The organism is Rhodococcus sp. IEGM 1302 (genome assembly GCF_030056935.1).
Taxonomy (GTDB): domain Bacteria; phylum Actinomycetota; class Actinomycetes; order Mycobacteriales; family Mycobacteriaceae; genus Rhodococcus_F; species Rhodococcus_F qingshengii.
Window position 1 is genome coordinate 42,111 of sequence record NZ_JASHKY010000010.1, and the last position, 14,817, is coordinate 56,927.

Here is a 14,817-nt window from a genome sequence, read left to right on the forward strand (position 1 = left end):
GCGGAACACCATTCCGCATCGGTACATTTATGTACCGGACTGGTTCTAAATTGAACGCAATCACAGAATAGAACTCGTTCTACCCAAAGGTCAATGACCGGCAATCAGACGTCACAGACCGCGAACCGGACTCCTGCCACCAACTTCCGCCGTCACCGCATCCGCCGCCGCAACCAGCGCCGCGGCGCGGCGCTCGATCTCGGCGCCCGTGATCGCCCCACCCACATACAGAGTGAGCACAAGGGCCTGATGCCCCTCGGCGTCGTAGGTCGGGGCGGCAATGAGACTCACCGGATGCTCGTCGTCAGAGCTGATGTCGCGTCCGAGATACACCCTCTCGCCCAGGCTCGAGACCATCTCACCGAGCAGTTCACGCACCTCCGGCGGAAGATCGTGCGTCGCAACGCCCGCCATCAGCGTGTGCAGTCGCTGCCCGACGGGATCCAGACTCTCGACCAGATACCCCGCAGCCCGACACTCGCGGACCACGTTCCACAGACGCTCGCGATCCAAGCGCACCGGTAGGCTCGGCTCTTTGCTCAGCCAACTGTCCATGTCGTGATCCGAACCCCAGAGGACGTACATCAGTCCGACCGGTGGAGCGAACGGGTACACCTGACCGACCTTGGCGGCGCGACGCGCGCCGATCGGTCCGGTCACTTCGAGAACGCTGATCTGATCACCGATCACACCGGACGCCGTGCACGTCGTCCCGAACTCCGTGCTCACTTTCTCCAGATGGGTGCGGGCAATGGGTCCGACGGCAAATCCCCGCTGAGCTGCACGTCCGGCTGCGATCAAGGCCGGACCGAGCCCATAGGTCTTCGACACCTCGTCCCGAGTCAGGTATCCACGATCAGCCAGCGCCGTGAGGATTCCCAAGCAGGTGGGCTTGCTGATCTCGAGCGCGCGGGCCAGTTCCGACAGCCCGAACCGCTGATCAGGGCGACCGACGAGGTAGTCGAGCACCTGAACCACCCGTTCGGTGGGAGGCGATTGTCTCCCCCTCGGGCGTCCCTCTTCAGGCGTCTTCTCCGGTCCACCCATTGACCACTCCCTAGAACGCGTTCTATTGTCGAAATACCCAACATCTACCAAATAGGTACATATTTGTACCACGACGCTCTGGACCGGCGACATAGTCGGAACTGTGAGGAGCCAGCGTGCTGACGGACCCGTTTGCCGAGGCGATCGCCGAAGCCGAGAAATTGATCGAGACTGCGCCGCACATCAGATCCGAACAGGATCTACTGGAGGGATACCAATATCTGGCCGGCGGAATCATCGCGACGACGCATGCCGCCTGGGCCGGCGAAAAGACCCATCCGAGTTTCATCCAGGGCACCGGACCATTCACCAAGATGGGCCTCGACAACCCCGACACTCTGTACTTCGGCGCCCGAATCAACGACGACAAGGAATACAAGGTCACCGGAAAGCGCGGCACCACAGCCGATCTCAGCTTCCAGGTGTTGAGTGGGAACTACACCAACTCGAACGTTCCCGGCAGCGAAATCGCCTTCGACGACCGCGAGCTGGAGATAGACGACGACGGTAACTTCGTCGCTTGGTTCGGCCCCGGCCCTGCCGACGGCCGAGCCAACTACTACACCCTGGCGCCCGGATCCTCGCAGCTGGTCGTTCGCGAGGTCTACAGCGACTGGAGTCAGCAGCGCGGTGTGATCCGCATCGAGCGCACCGATTCGATCGGGATAGCGCCGCCACCTCTCACCGCCGAAGAGACCGAGAAGCGTTACGCCCGGGCTGGGAAGGCACTGGTCACGCGGGTCAAGACGTGGCTCCAGTTCCCGGAGTGGTTCTACCTCAAGCTCGCGGTCAACACCATGACCGAACCACGCCTGACACCGGGCGGGCTGGCAACGCAGTACTCGTCGGTGGGACATTACGAACTCACCGACGAGCAGGCGATGATCATCACCGTTCCCGCCTCCGACGCACCGTATCTCGGCTTCCAACTGGGGAGCCTCTGGTACATCTCACTGGACTACGTCAATCATCAGACCTCCCTCAACAACGGCCAGGCACAGGTCGATCCGGACGGGATGGTTCGAATGGTGGTCAGCGAGAAGAACCCCGGTGTCACCAACTGGATCGAAACCGTCGGACATCCGCGCGGCATTCTGCAGTTCCGTTGGCAGCGCGTGTCCCGCGAGCTGACGCCGCAGGACGGTCCCACCGTCGAAATCGTCGCCGTCGCAGATATTGCGAAGCACCTGCCGCATTTCGACACCAACGCCATCACCGCCGAGGACTGGGCAGCGCGCATTGCCCAGCGCCAGGCCGCCATCGACAACCGAATGCTGGGGTAATCATGACCGCCTTGCTCGAAGACCGTGTAGTAGTCATCTCCGGAGTCGGCCCGGCACTCGGCCGCGCTCTGGCCCTTCGATGTGCGTCGGCCGGCGCGAGTCTTGTTCTCGCAGCACGTACGCAATCGCGACTCGACGACGTTGCGAAGGAAATAGTCGATGCCGGTGGGCGCGCCGTCACCGTTGCCACCGACATCACCGACCAGGCTTCCGCCGAGAATCTGGTGGCCGAGTCCATTGCCGCCTACGGCAAAGTGGACACTCTGATCAACAATGCATTCTCGATTCCGTCGATGAAACCGTTGGCTCGCACCGATTACCAGCACATCCGCGACAGCATCGAACTGACCGTGCTGGGTGCGTTGCGCCTGACTCAGCTGTTCACGCCAGCACTTGCCGAGTCGGACGGCTCCGTGGTGAACATCAATTCGATGGTGTTGCGGCATTCGCAAGAGCGTTACGGCAGCTACAAGATGGCGAAGTCGGCCCTGCTCGCCATGTCGCAGTCCCTGGCCACCGAACTCGGCCCGCAGGGAATTCGTGTCAATTCGATTGCACCCGGCTATATCTGGGGAGACACCCTCAAGGGATACTTCGCGCACCGGGCGGAGAAGTTCGGCATGACCGTCGAGCAGATCTACGAGCACACTGCGTCGAACACCGACCTCAAGCGCCTGCCGACGACGGATGAAGTATCCGACGCGGCGATCTTCCTGGCGTCTCCGATGGCCAGCGCGATCACCGGCCAATGCATCGACGTCAACTGCGGCGAATTCCATCACTAGGAGCACCATGACTGAACGCACTCACGTCGGCACCGTCGAGGATCTCCACGCCTCGGCGACACGGATGACCGGACTGACGGACTTCGGCGTCGACGATTACACCGAAGCTCTGTCGGTCCTGCTCGAGTCCTACGACCGTGACGAGGATCTGACGCCCTTCGGCAGCAAGATCTCTCGGGTATTCCTTCGAGGCGCCCTGGTGGCACGTCTGCTCAGTGAATCTGCATGGAAGGAGCATCCGGAGCACGCCGACGTCAAGATCGAGCGGCCGATCTTCGTCACCGGATTGCCACGGACGGGCACCACTGCCTTGCACCGCCTCCTCACGGTCGACCCGGCTCACCAGGGCCTCGAGATGTGGCTGACCGAGTTCCCTCAGCCTCGCCCGCCTCGCGATACGTGGGAATCGAACCCGGTCTTCGCCAAGATCGAGGAGACATTCGGTCAACACCACGTCGAGCATCCCGAATTCATGGGCGTGCACTACATGTCCGCCAGCGAAGTCGAAGAATGTTGGCAACTCTTGCGTCAGACGTTCAAGTCCGTGTCGTACGAGTGCCTGGCGAATCTACCCACGTACTCCGCATGGCTGAGGGACCAGGAGTGGTCGAACGCCTATGCACGACACAAGAAGAACCTGCAGCTGATCGGTCTGCCCGATCAGGATCGACGGTGGGTCCTCAAGAACCCGAGCCACCTGTTCGCGCTCGACGAATTGATGGAGGCGTACCCCGACGCTCTCGTCATCCAGACTCACCGCTCCCCTACGACGATCATTCCGTCGGTATGCAGCCTGGCCGCCCAGGCGACAGAGGGTTGGTCGAACACGTTCACCGACAAGGTGATCGGCGAAAGTCAGCTCGAATTGTGGGCCAGGGGGCTCGAGCAGTTCGACAGTGCACGCGCACACCACAATCCCGCACAGTTCATCGACGTCGACTATCAGGACTTCGTCACCGATCCGCTGGGAACCGTCGAGAATATCTACACGCACTTCGACATCCCGTTGACATCTGCCGCGCAGCAGTCGATGGAGGCCATGCACGAGGAAAGCCGCTCGGGTGCTCGCAAACCGTCGCACAAGTACACGCTCGAGGAGTTCGGCCTGACGAAGGAGCAGGTGGAAGAGCGATTCGGAGCTCGCTGACCACGGTTGGTCGACGACCTTGCTGACGACTGAAGCCCCCGCCGAACGGCGGGGGCTTCGGTACGAAACTCGGTCAGCTGCTGAAATGCTCACCGAGCAACCGATCCAACTCCGTCGGCGCCTCGTCGGGGATCCAGTGGCTCACACCCCGGAGAACTTCGAACCGATACGGACCGTCGACAAACGCGGGGGTGAGCGCAGACCCTTTGGGTCCGATGGCGGCGTCGCCGTCACTCCAGACGTGCAGGGTCGGCACGGTGACCCGGGCAGCTTCCGGGTTCGGCTTGGTCATCCACATCGCGCGATACCAGTTCAGACCACCGCGCAGGCGGCCGGGAGCCAGCATGGCATTCAGATCGCGCCGTGCGTTCTCCGGCGTCTGCCCGCTCGAGATCAGGAACTTCTCACCCGCCGAGGTGGAGGACAGAACCTTCTCGGGAACGAACGGCAATTGGAACGCCCCCATGTACCACGATTTCAGTCCCTGCGTGCTGGTCACCATCGCCTTGACGAACGCCAGTGGATGCGGAACCGACACCGCGGTCACGGTATCGAGCAAGTCCGGCCGTTCGGCGGCCACCTGCCATGCGACTGCGGCACCCCAGTCGTGGCCGACCAGGTGCACTTTGCCCACCGCGAGCGCGTCGATCAGTGCGACAGTGTCAGCGGCGAGTTCGGACCCACGGTACGCCCAGCGCGCTTTCGGCCTGGCGCCGGGTGAGTACCCTCGCTGATCCGGTGCGACGGTCCGGAAGCCGCGGGCGTGCAGTAACGGCGCAAGGTGATCCCATGAGCGGGAATCCTGCGGAAACCCGTGCAGGAGAACCACGACCGGACCGTCGGCGGGTCCTTCGTCGCGTACGTCGAAGGTCAGCCCGGACCGGGAGTACGAGGTGAGGCGATCCGCCGGTGTAGTCATAGCGCCACGCTAGTCTTCGCGGCCCTGGTAACCGGAGCCTTTTCACCGGCACGCAGGAACTGACCTGTCTTTTCGATTCCGAATCCGGGGGCGAATTCACCTTCGCGGTAGACGAGTCGGCCGTTGATCACCGTAGCGACCGCTGCGTCGTCGCTGCGGTTGACCATCCGGCTGATCCCGCCGTACTCGGGAACCTTTGCCTCGAACAACCCGTCCACCGACTCGTCGAGCCCGGCCGGGTCGATGACAACGAAGTCCGCGCGGTCACCCTGGCGTAGATGCCCGGCGTCGATGCCGTACCAGTCCGCCAGTTCGCCCGTCAGGCGGTGGATTGCGCGCTCGATGGTGAGGAACGGCTTGCGGTCACTCTGAGCGTCCTTGACGCGCTTGAGGAGTCGCACCGGGTAGTTGTAGAACGCCATGTTGCGCAGATGCGCGCCGGCATCGCCGAAGCCCATCTGCACACCGGAACTCGCGGCGAGTTTCTTCGCGAACTTGGACCGGTGATTGGCAATGGTGGTGCGCCAGCGAAGATCTCGCCCGTACTTCACCACCAGGTCGAGGTACGCGTCCACCGGGTGCACTCCGCGGATGTCACCGACCTGACCGAAGTTCTTGCCGATCAACGTCTCGTCCGGGCATCCCACGATGACCGCATCGTAGAAATTGCGATGCCAGATGCGGGGTGAGAACTTGTTGTCGTAGTCCTTACGGAATGCGCGACGGTACGACTCGTCCTGGAGCAGTTCGTTGCGCTCCACCTGGTCCTTGAGGTGCAAAGCGGCGGCGCCGGCACCGAACTCCTCGAACACGACCAGGTCGATTCCATCCGCGTAGACGGTGAAGGGAACCGGAAGGTGCTGCCACTTGAAATCGGTCTTCGCGAAGCGATTGAGCAGTGGGGCCGCAGCGAGCATGAAGTACACGATCACCGGGTAGGCCTTCGAATCCGCACCGGAGAGCAGCGACGTCTTGAGCGGCTTCTTGCGTCCGATCGCGGAGCTTTCGGCGAAGAACGCCGCGACGTTCGGATGCAGGTTGATGGTCGGAGCGCTCTGCAAGATCTTGCCGCGATCGCGAAGGATGCGGTTGAGGAATCGGAACTCTTTCCACCGTGCATACGTCGACGGCAAAGAGCGAGAACGATATTCGTCGCCGTCGATCTTGTCGAGGGCATTGGTCATCGACGACAGGCCGAGCATCCCAGCGTCGATGGCATCCTCGAGCATCGAGCCCATCCGGCCGAGTTCCGAGCGAGTCGGCTTGACCTTCTTGTCGGTGCCGCGCCCCAGTCCGAGTACGTGCGTGCGGATGTCGGAATGACCGATGAAGGCCGCGACATTGGGTCCGAGGGGAAGGGCTTCGAGGGCGGCGGTGTACGCCGCGGGACCGGTCCAGGTCTTGTTCGCTTCGAGGATGCGCAGCACCGCGTCGTGGGGAACTGCTTCGACCCGGCTGAACAGATCCGCGATCTCGCGCGGCGTCGAATACACCGTCGACAGCGAGCAATTGCCGAGCACGACCGTCGTGACGCCGTGGCGAACCGATTCCGGAAGCCCTGGACTGACCAAGGCTTCGGCGTCGTAGTGCGTGTGGACGTCGACAAAGCCGGGGAGAACCCATTTGCCGGCCGCGTCGATCACTTCTGTGACCGGCCCGATCTCGAGGCGCGTCGTGGACACCTCCGCGACCACGCCGTCTCGAATTCCGAGATTACGACGCAGACCTGGAGCCCCCGTCCCGTCGAACCACAACCCGTCGTTGACCACGATGTCGAAAGCAGACACTGTCGGACTCCTCGCCTCACGTATGTGTTACCTCACGTTATAGACAGCGTTGAGTAAAAGTCAATGAACCTTTCGAACCAATACATAGGATGACGGAATGGCTGCAGTCCCCCGCTCCCCCGAAGACCGTCAGAGGCAAATCCTCGAGGTGGCAGTACAGATGCTGCGGACCGAGCCTTTCGACCAACTGTCGATGGATCGCGTCGCAGCCGAGGCCGGTGTCTCGCCGCCACTGCTGTTCCACTACTTCAAGAACAAGAAGGGTTTCCAGAACGCCATCCTCGAGGCCGCCTCGGCCGATCTCGAAGATCGAATGCGACCGGATCCCGAGCTACCCATCACGTCCCAGCTGCGCTCAGGTATCGAGACATTCGTCGACGCCGTTATCGAGCACCCCACCATTTACCTCGCCGTGATGCGTATGGCCGGCAGTGGCGACGTCCGAATGCGCACGATCTACCGAGGCATGCGCCGCACTTTCACCACGTGGATCGTCGCTGCGCTGACGAATCTAGGCATCGAATCGAACGCGACCGTGGAGGCGACAATCGCCGGGTGGCAGGCATTCATGGAGGAAATCGTGGTCAACTGGATCGACGAGCCGACGCTCGAGCGAGGCGAAATGGTCGACCTCTGCGAACGAATTTTCTACCATTGCCTACCGGCAGCGGGCATCAGCGTGGAGCAAATAGTGGCAGCCACCGTTGTCGCGACGGCCAGTGAGTCCGGCGCAACACAACTGTGATCTTCGCGCCGGGGTTTCACAGGTGGTCACGATTGGGTATCTTGCTTGCAGTGGCGCTGGACCACGACCCCAACATATGAAGGATCCAACATGGAGTCTGTCGAAAACGTATTGCCCGCTGGCGTCAAGCTCGAAGACGTCTTGAGTGTCCTCAAGGTCGCAGTTGCGGGCATCGGCCTCATCAGCGCACTGTCGGCATTCAGCTGATCGCAAAGCGTCATCGACAGGCCGGACTTCGGGGAGTCCGGCCTGTTTTTTGTTTACGTTCCTGAACAATCCGTGAACTTTTCAGCAACTTCAGCGCAAAGCGGTCATTTCGACCCAAACAAGCGTCCAGTTTGCTAATTTGTGTCTGCGACACAAGGTCGTACAGAAACACCACGCAGACACAACCTTGTACATACAAACCTGTACATACGACACGGAGGACCGAAACATGGGTTCCATCAACACCCTCAGCGCCGTCATCGACATCATCAAGGTCGTCCAGCCGTTGATCGCCAAGCTCAACCTCAGCTGATTCGCTTGGACCACACCCTGCCAGGGCGTAACTCGAAATGGGGCCGACATCGTCGGCCCCATTTTCCGTAGGTGCCCTATCTCAGCCGAGTGCCTTCTTGATCTCTCCTGCCAGTACCGACGCCAGCTGCGGCGGCACCGCATTGCCGATCATCGTGCGCACCGCTCCCCACTTACCCTCGAAGACGTAGTCGTCGGGAAAGGTCTGGAGGCGAGCAGCTTCTCGAACGGTCAACGATCGCGTGTGTTTCGGATGCACGTTGCGTGAAGCCGAGATCATCCCGAAAGTGGTTCCGACCGTGGACGCCGGCTCGTCCCACCGGAGGCGCTTGTACGTCGTGTTGTATCCGGACGACGGTCGCATGGCCGGATCTTCGTTGTCGTGAGCCGACATTCCTTCCGGTACATCACGCAGCCACCGCAAGACGTGCTCGGGATGTTCGACGGCCCAGTGCAGCGGGTCCGTCTCGCAGGCCTGCCCGGATTCCAGCGGGGCCAGATCGACGGTGGCATCGCGGAAAGTCCTCAGCGGCGCAACACCATTCACGCCGTGAGTCTTCGGCGGGAAACGCAGCGGCCCGATACCACTGTCGCGGCGGGTCGCCACGATGAACACTCGTTCCCGGAACTGCGGCACTCCGTAATCCTGCGCATTCACCGTGTTGACCGAGGCGTCATAACCGCATGCAGCCATCTCGCCGAGAATCCGGTCGACGACCATCCCACCGTCCGGGTCCTTCATACTGAGCAGCAGTCGCACGTTTTCCATCACCAGGACCTTCGGCTTCACCAATTCGGCGAGCTGCAGCAGGTTCCGGAAGAGATGGTTGCGCGGATCGTCGCGGTCTCGCCGGCCGGCGAGGCTGAACCCCTGACACGGCGGTCCCCCAGCCAACACATCGATGTCCACTTGTGCCAGAAGATCTTTCACCCGGGCTTCGGCGATCGCCCGAATGTCCTCGCCGAGGCACCTCGCGCCGGGGAAGTTCCGATCGAAGGTCGCACGCGCCTCCGGCACGACTTCGATGTATCCCTCCACCGAAAACCCCGCCATCCGAAAGCCTTCGGCCATACCGCCACAACCGGAGAACGCCGTCAATACGGTGGGGCCACCGTTTCCTGCCCCGGCGACCGCACGCCTGGCCACCGAGGCGGGGTCGTTGACCGGTGTCGCTCGACGCGCACGGGTACTACCGCTCGATCGCTTCCGGGGGGCCGCGTACGTGCCCTCACGCTTGGCCGCTTCCAGCGCGGAGAGGGCCGTGAGGACTGCTCGCTCAACCAGCGGCTTCGGATATGCCTTGTCGAGTTCCCACGCGGAGACGACTGCTGACGAGACTCCCGCTTGGCGGGCGAACTGGAACTGACTGATTCCCACGTGCAAGCGCCGCGATCGCAGGTCCTGTCCCGAAATCAATTCAGTGCCTCACTCATGTGGTCCGCTCGCTCCGGCAGCCCAGACTATCGCAGCCGACCCCGCGAACCGGGACCACACAAGAGAGACCGGCAGGCGATATGCCTGCCGGTCTCCGACACGAGCGGATGACGGGACTCGAACCCGTGTGAACGGCTTTGCAGGCCGGTGCCTAGCCACTCAGCCACACCCGCGTCAGTGAGTAACTCTGCCCTGAGTGACGATCTCGAACCACAGTTCCGCTCAGCATGATTCGAGTGCATTCTCACCAAGCGTTCCAGTCTCTGGGAAAAGTGCGGGCCTTTCGGGAACAAATCGGTCAGTCTCGATGCTGACTCTCTCGGTGGGCGCAGGTCATTCGATTGCGGCCCGAAATTCGACCGAACGACCGAGCAGTTCGCCAGACCCAGACAACCCAGAAGGTTTCATGAGTGCCGAGAACACCGCCGTTGCCCCGCCCGTGAAGGCAGCCCCGCCTGTGAAGGCAGCCCCGCTGGAAACGAGCAGTATCGACCGTAAGCCGAGCGTCGGGAAGATTCTTGCCCTCGGTTCCATGACTGCACTCGGACCCTTCACCATCGACATGTACCTGCCCGCGCTGCCGGATATCGGTGCCGATCTCGGAGTCTCGTCGTCAACGGTTCAGCTGACGATCACCGGAACCCTCATCGGCCTCGCACTCGGACAGCTGTTGGTCGGGCCGCTTTCGGACACTCTCGGCCGCAAGAAGCCGCTGCTCGCCGGGATCGGTGTGCACATCCTGGCTTCGCTGCTGGCGGTCTTCGCACCGAGCATCGCTGTCCTCGGCATCCTGCGGGTTTTCCAGGGCATGGGCGCGGCGGCCGCGGCAGTGGTCACCATGGCGATCGTCCGCGACCTCTACAGCGGTAACACCGTTGCCGTCGTGATGAGCCGGCTGATGCTCGTGCTCGGCGTTGCGCCGATCCTGGCGCCCAGCATCGGTGGCGCCCTCCTCGTCGCCCTCGACTGGCGCGGGATCTTCGTCGTCCTGGCACTGATCGGCGTCGGCACGGCGATGATCGGTGCGTTCGGACTGTCCGAAACATTGCCGAAGGAAAAGCGTCGCCCGAGCGGATTGACGTCGGTTCTCCGTACCTACGGTTCGCTGCTCGGCGACCGCACGTTCATGGTCCTCACGCTCGTCTCCAGCGTCGGCATGGCGTCGTTGTTCGCGTATGTCTCGGGCGCGTCGTTTGTCTATCAGGATCAGTACGGCCTCAATCAACAGGAGTTCGCGCTGCTCTTCAGTGCGGGCGCTATCGCGTTGATCGGCGCTTCCCAGGTCAACGTCCGACTGCTCGACCGGTGGACTCCTCAGCAGATCACCAAGTGGGCCCTCGTGGCTGCCGTTGTCTCCGGGGCCGTCGTCATTGCTGTCGCGGTCCTGGAACTGGGCGGGCTCGCTGGATTCGTGATCGCACTGTGGGTCATGGCCGGCGCCATCGGGTTCGTTCTGCCCAACGCCCCGGCACTGGCGCTCGCTCGTCACGGCGAAGCGGCCGGTACTGCCGCCGCAATGCTCGGTGCATTCCAGTTCGGCGTCGGTGCGGCCATCGCGCCGGCCGTCGGCCTACTGGGAAACACGAGCACAGCCCTGGCCGTCACGATGACGGCGTGTGTGTCGCTCGGTCTGATCGCTCTTCTGGCTACGACCCGAAAGAGTGAATCGGTCTAACCGGCAGCGGAGAACCACTCGCTGTAGAAGGTGGCAAGTCCCAGGACGCACGAGATCGCGACGAAGATCCAGAATCTTGCGATCACGACGGTTTCCGGCCAACCGAGTAACTCGAAGTGATGATGGATCGGGGCCATCTTGAATACGCGTCGACCGGACGATCGGAAGACCAGAACCTGGATGATCACCGACAGGATCTCAGCGACGAACAGGGCGCCGATGATGACCATCAGCAGCTCGGTGTGCGTCGTGACGGACAGGCCGACAACCAGGCCGCCGAGTGCCAAGGAGCCGGTGTCGCCCATGAAGATCTGAGCCGGGGCGGCATTCCACCAGAGGAAGCCGAGGCACGCCCCGCCTGCGGCGGCAGCGACGATCGCTAGATCGAGAGGGTCACGAACGTCGTAGCAACCGGCGGCAGGCTCGAGGACACACGAGTTCCGGTACTGCCAACCGGCGATGACGACGTAGGTCCCCAGGATCATGCCCATCGAACCGGCCGCGAGACCGTCGAGGCCGTCGGTGAAATTGACGGCGTTGGACCAGGCGAACACCAGAATGCAGAAGAAGACCACAAAGCCGATGGCACCCATGGAGAACACCGAGATGTCACGAACATGGGACAGGTACTGGCTTCCGGGAGTGACTCCGTTGTTGTTGGAGAACTGCAGGAACAAAATGCCGAAGATGATGGCACTCGCCAGCTGACCGACGGTCTTCGCTGTCTTGTTGAGCCCGAGATTGCGCTTCTTACGGATCTTGATGAAGTCGTCGAGAAAGCCGACGATTCCCAGTGACGTGGCGAGCGCGAGAACCAGCCAACCGGATGCAGACAGCCGCGGTAGCCGCGAGCCGAATCCGATGATGTGTGCCGCCAGGTAGCCCGCCCACATACCGGCGATGATCGCGATCCCGCCCATCGACGGGGTGCCACGCTTGCCCTGATGACTCTGCGGACCCTCGATCCGAATCTCGTGCCCGAGCCCCTGCCGCGAAAGCACACGAATGAGAAACGGAGTCAGGAAGAGCGCGACGAACAACGAGACGCCACCCGCTACGAGGATTGAAATCACCCGTGGGACTCTACAGACGTAAGCGGCTGCGACACACAATCAGACAAGGCACCCGACCGCTTGCCAGCATGGGATGATCGAACTTATGTCTCCCCCCGCGCCGCTCCCCCTCGACCCCATCGAAGAGGCGCATCGTCAGTGGACGAAGCACGGTTGGAGCGATGTCGCCGACGGTATGGCTGCGGTCACGTCGGTGATGCGTGCGCAGCAGATCATGATGGCGCGGGTCGAAGAGGTACTCAAGCCTCTCGGGCTGACCTTCGCCCGCTACGAACTGCTGACGCTTCTCACCTTCACCAGGTCGGGCGCACTCCCGATGGCCAAGGCAAGTGCCCGACTCCAGGTTCACCCCACCAGCGTCACCAATGCCGTCGACCGTTTGGAGAAAGCGGAGTTGGTCAGGCGGGTCCCGCATCCCAGCGATCGCCGTGCAACGCTCATCGAGATCTCGGACGCCGGTCGCGCACTGGCCCTCGAAGCCACCGAAATGCTCAACAGCAAGGTGTTCGCTCACCCCGGACTCCAGCAGGACAAGCTCGAGCAATTGGTGACGATCCTCACTGAACTTCGCAAGACTGCGGGTGACTTCGACACCGGCGGCGCACCGACCAAGTGGTGAACCGACCACCCGTACACACAAAGAAACTGCCCTCACACTCTCGACGAGTGTGAGGGCAGTTTCAGCGCTGTTGAAATTCGGCGCTGTTGAAATTCAGCGATGCTTGAATTCTGCCGACCGCTTCTCCACGAACGCGGTCATGCCTTCCTTCTGATCCTCCGTCGCGAAGGTCGAGTGGAACACCCGACGCTCGAAGCGGACGCCCTCGGCGAGGGTGGTCTCGAAGGAGCGGTTGACTGCTTCCTTGGCCATCATCGCAATCGGCAGCGACATCTCGGCGATGGTGGTTGCGGTCTTCAGGGCATCGTCGAGCAGATCGGCGGCCGGAACGATCCGGGCAACCAGGCCTGCACGTTCGGCTTCTTCTGCGTCCATGTTGCGGCCGGTGAGGCACAGCTCCATGGCCTTGGCCTTGCCCACGGCGCGCGTAAGGCGCTGCGAGCCACCGATACCCGGAATGACACCGAGCTTGATCTCGGGCTGGCCGAACTTCGCGGTATCCGAAGCGATGATGAAATCGCAGAGCATCGCCAGTTCGCAGCCACCACCGAGCGCGTATCCGGAGACGGCGGCGATCAGCGGCTTACGAGCTGCTGCGACGCGATCCCACGGGGTGAAGAAATCCTCGACGTATGCGTCCATGTACGTCTTGGACTGCATTTCCTTGATGTCGGCACCGGCGGCGAAGGCGCGCTCGGAACCGGTGATCAGGATGGCTCCGATGCCGTTGTCCGCCTCGAGGTCGGCAACCGCGGCGACGACCTCGTTCATCAGCTCGGAGTTCAGCGCGTTGAGAGCCTTCGGGCGGTTGAGCGTGATGACGCCGACGCGACCCTTACGCTCGAGGATGATGGTGTTGAAGTCGGTCACTACTGTCCTTCGGTCGAACGGTCACGGATGTCGTTGATGATGGCAGAGAAGTCCTGACCGCCACCGCCCGCGGCATGGAAGCGACTGTAGAGTTCGGCGGCCTTGAGTCCGATCTCCGCATCGACGCCGTTGTTGCGCAGCGCATTTGCTGCCAGACCCAGGTCCTTGTCCATCAGTGCAACAGCAAAGCCAGGCTGGTAGTCGTTGTTGGCCGGGCTGGTGGGCACAGGTCCCGGAACCGGGCAGTTGGTGGTCAGTGCCCAGCACTGTCCCGAGGCGTTGGACGCCACGTCGAAGAGCGCCTGGTTGCTCAGGCCGAGCTTTTCGCCCAACACGAACGCCTCGCTGATCGCGATCATCGAAATGCCGAGGATCATGTTGTTGCAGATCTTGGCTGCCTGGCCGACACCGGCGTCGCCGCAGTGAACGACCTTGCGGCCCATCACGTCCAGCAACGGTGACGCGGCTTGGAAGTCAGCCTCGGAACCGCCGACCATGAATGCCAGCGTGCCTGCGGTAGCCCCGACGACTCCACCGGAGACCGGAGCGTCGACGCTGCGGTGACCGGCCGCTTCGGCCTTGTCGTGTGCCTCGCGGGCGTCGGCGACGTCGATGGTGGAACAGTCGATGAACAGGGTGCCCGGTGTTGCCACCGGCAGCAGCTCTTCGTACAGACCCAGAACGTGCTTACCGCTCGGCAGCATCGTGATCACGACGTCGGCACCGCGAACGGCGTCGACCGCCGAATCCGCCACCGATGCACCGTCTTTGACTGCCTGCTCCAGCGCCGCAGGTGCCAGGTCGAAACCGACGACCTTGTGTCCGGCCTTGACAAGATTGGCCGCCATCGGGCCACCCATGTGACCGAGTCCGATAAATCCAATGGTGCTCATTTGTGATGCTCCTTCGGCGG

The 14,817-nt window shown here is 62.3% G+C and carries 14 protein-coding genes and 1 tRNA gene; 7 read left to right on the forward strand and 8 right to left on the reverse strand.

Features of this window, described 5'->3' with window-relative positions; genetic code table 11:
* Positions 1-111 precede the first annotated feature (111 nt).
* Positions 112-1,047, reverse strand: coding sequence for a helix-turn-helix domain-containing protein (locus QM609_RS16225; RefSeq protein ID WP_039972651.1), 936 nt, complete (start codon positions 1,045-1,047; stop codon positions 112-114).
* Positions 1,048-1,163: 116 nt separating this feature from the next.
* Between QM609_RS16225 and QM609_RS16230 the strand changes: the two genes are divergently transcribed.
* From QM609_RS16230 to QM609_RS16240, 3 genes are read left to right on the forward strand one after another with little or no spacing between them, the layout of a single operon-like run.
* Positions 1,164-2,330, forward strand: a complete 1,167-nt coding sequence (locus QM609_RS16230) for a hypothetical protein (protein ID WP_030537322.1) — start codon at positions 1,164-1,166, stop codon at positions 2,328-2,330.
* A 2-nt stretch (positions 2,331-2,332) separates the two neighbouring features.
* On the forward strand, positions 2,333-3,115 hold the full coding sequence (locus QM609_RS16235) for an SDR family oxidoreductase (protein ID WP_050655254.1): 783 nt from the start codon (positions 2,333-2,335) through the stop codon (positions 3,113-3,115).
* 7 nt (positions 3,116-3,122) lie between these two features.
* Positions 3,123-4,262, forward strand: coding sequence for a sulfotransferase family protein (locus QM609_RS16240; RefSeq protein ID WP_050655253.1), 1,140 nt, complete (start codon positions 3,123-3,125; stop codon positions 4,260-4,262).
* Between the two features lie 73 nt (positions 4,263-4,335).
* Here the strand turns inward: QM609_RS16240 and QM609_RS16245 are convergent, their stop codons facing one another.
* The gene (locus QM609_RS16245) at positions 4,336-5,181 is read right to left on the reverse strand and encodes an alpha/beta fold hydrolase (protein WP_050655252.1); all 846 of its coding nucleotides are present in this window, start codon (positions 5,179-5,181) and stop codon (positions 4,336-4,338) included.
* Positions 5,178-6,968, reverse strand: a complete 1,791-nt coding sequence (locus QM609_RS16250) for an N-acyl-D-amino-acid deacylase family protein (protein ID WP_050655251.1) — start codon at positions 6,966-6,968, stop codon at positions 5,178-5,180. Before QM609_RS16250 ends, QM609_RS16245 begins: the two co-directional genes overlap by 4 nt.
* A gap of 97 nt (positions 6,969-7,065) precedes the next feature.
* Here QM609_RS16250 and QM609_RS16255 point away from each other — a divergent pair, with 97 nt between their 5' ends.
* Both QM609_RS16255 and QM609_RS16260 read left to right on the forward strand, forming a co-directional pair.
* Positions 7,066-7,713, forward strand: coding sequence for a TetR/AcrR family transcriptional regulator (locus QM609_RS16255; protein WP_003941289.1), 648 nt, complete (start codon positions 7,066-7,068; stop codon positions 7,711-7,713).
* 394 nt (positions 7,714-8,107) lie between these two features.
* Positions 8,108-8,233 (forward strand): hypothetical protein, encoded by a 126-nt coding sequence (locus QM609_RS16260; protein ID WP_255246884.1) that lies wholly within the window; start codon positions 8,108-8,110, stop codon positions 8,231-8,233.
* 81 nt (positions 8,234-8,314) lie between these two features.
* On the opposite strand, the gene dcm is transcribed toward QM609_RS16260, so the two are convergent.
* Positions 8,315-9,610: a DNA cytosine methyltransferase gene (gene dcm / locus QM609_RS16265; RefSeq protein WP_050655250.1), complete on the reverse strand. Its 1,296-nt coding sequence runs from the start codon at positions 9,608-9,610 to the stop codon at positions 8,315-8,317.
* A gap of 159 nt (positions 9,611-9,769) precedes the next feature.
* Positions 9,770-9,840 (reverse strand) — tRNA-Cys (locus QM609_RS16270).
* 233 nt (positions 9,841-10,073) lie between these two features.
* Here QM609_RS16270 and QM609_RS16275 point away from each other — a divergent pair.
* Positions 10,074-11,342: a multidrug effflux MFS transporter gene (locus QM609_RS16275; RefSeq protein WP_102999547.1), complete on the forward strand. Its 1,269-nt coding sequence runs from the start codon at positions 10,074-10,076 to the stop codon at positions 11,340-11,342.
* Here the strand turns inward: QM609_RS16275 and mraY are convergent.
* Positions 11,339-12,415, reverse strand: a complete 1,077-nt coding sequence (gene mraY, locus QM609_RS16280; protein WP_003941316.1) for a phospho-N-acetylmuramoyl-pentapeptide-transferase — start codon at positions 12,413-12,415, stop codon at positions 11,339-11,341. The genes QM609_RS16275 and mraY overlap by 4 nt on opposite strands.
* An 85-nt stretch (positions 12,416-12,500) precedes the next feature.
* On the opposite strand from mraY, the gene QM609_RS16285 reads away from it, so the two are divergent.
* Complete coding sequence (locus QM609_RS16285; protein ID WP_020970065.1) at positions 12,501-13,034, forward strand: MarR family winged helix-turn-helix transcriptional regulator; 534 nt, start codon at positions 12,501-12,503, stop codon at positions 13,032-13,034.
* A 93-nt stretch (positions 13,035-13,127) separates the two neighbouring features.
* Here QM609_RS16285 and QM609_RS16290 read toward each other — a convergent pair whose 3' ends face one another.
* Both QM609_RS16290 and mmsB read right to left on the reverse strand, forming a co-directional pair.
* A complete protein-coding gene (locus QM609_RS16290) occupies positions 13,128-13,904 on the reverse strand; it encodes an enoyl-CoA hydratase (protein WP_003941374.1) in 777 nt (258 codons plus the stop codon).
* Positions 13,904-14,797: a 3-hydroxyisobutyrate dehydrogenase gene (gene mmsB, locus QM609_RS16295; RefSeq protein WP_003941308.1), complete on the reverse strand. Its 894-nt coding sequence runs from the start codon at positions 14,795-14,797 to the stop codon at positions 13,904-13,906. The genes QM609_RS16290 and mmsB overlap by 1 nt, the downstream gene beginning before the upstream one ends.
* Between the last annotated feature and the right edge of the window lie 20 nt (positions 14,798-14,817).

Excerpts from the sequence above, each read along its gene's own strand:
- QM609_RS16225 (WP_039972651.1), bottom strand. The coding sequence starts at position 1,047 with ATGGGTGGACCGGAGAAGACGCCTGAAGAGGGACGCCCGAGGGGGAGA.
- QM609_RS16235 (WP_050655254.1), top strand. The coding sequence starts at position 2,333 with ATGACCGCCTTGCTCGAAGACCGTGTAGTAGTCATCTCCGGAGTCGGC.
- QM609_RS16240 (WP_050655253.1), top strand. The coding sequence starts at position 3,123 with ATGACTGAACGCACTCACGTCGGCACCGTCGAGGATCTCCACGCCTCG.
- QM609_RS16245 (WP_050655252.1), bottom strand. The coding sequence starts at position 5,181 with ATGACTACACCGGCGGATCGCCTCACCTCGTACTCCCGGTCCGGGCTG.
- QM609_RS16255 (WP_003941289.1), top strand. The coding sequence starts at position 7,066 with ATGGCTGCAGTCCCCCGCTCCCCCGAAGACCGTCAGAGGCAAATCCTC.
- QM609_RS16275 (WP_102999547.1), top strand. The coding sequence starts at position 10,074 with ATGAGTGCCGAGAACACCGCCGTTGCCCCGCCCGTGAAGGCAGCCCCG.
- QM609_RS16285 (WP_020970065.1), top strand. The coding sequence starts at position 12,501 with ATGTCTCCCCCCGCGCCGCTCCCCCTCGACCCCATCGAAGAGGCGCAT.
- mmsB (WP_003941308.1), bottom strand. The coding sequence starts at position 14,797 with ATGAGCACCATTGGATTTATCGGACTCGGTCACATGGGTGGCCCGATG.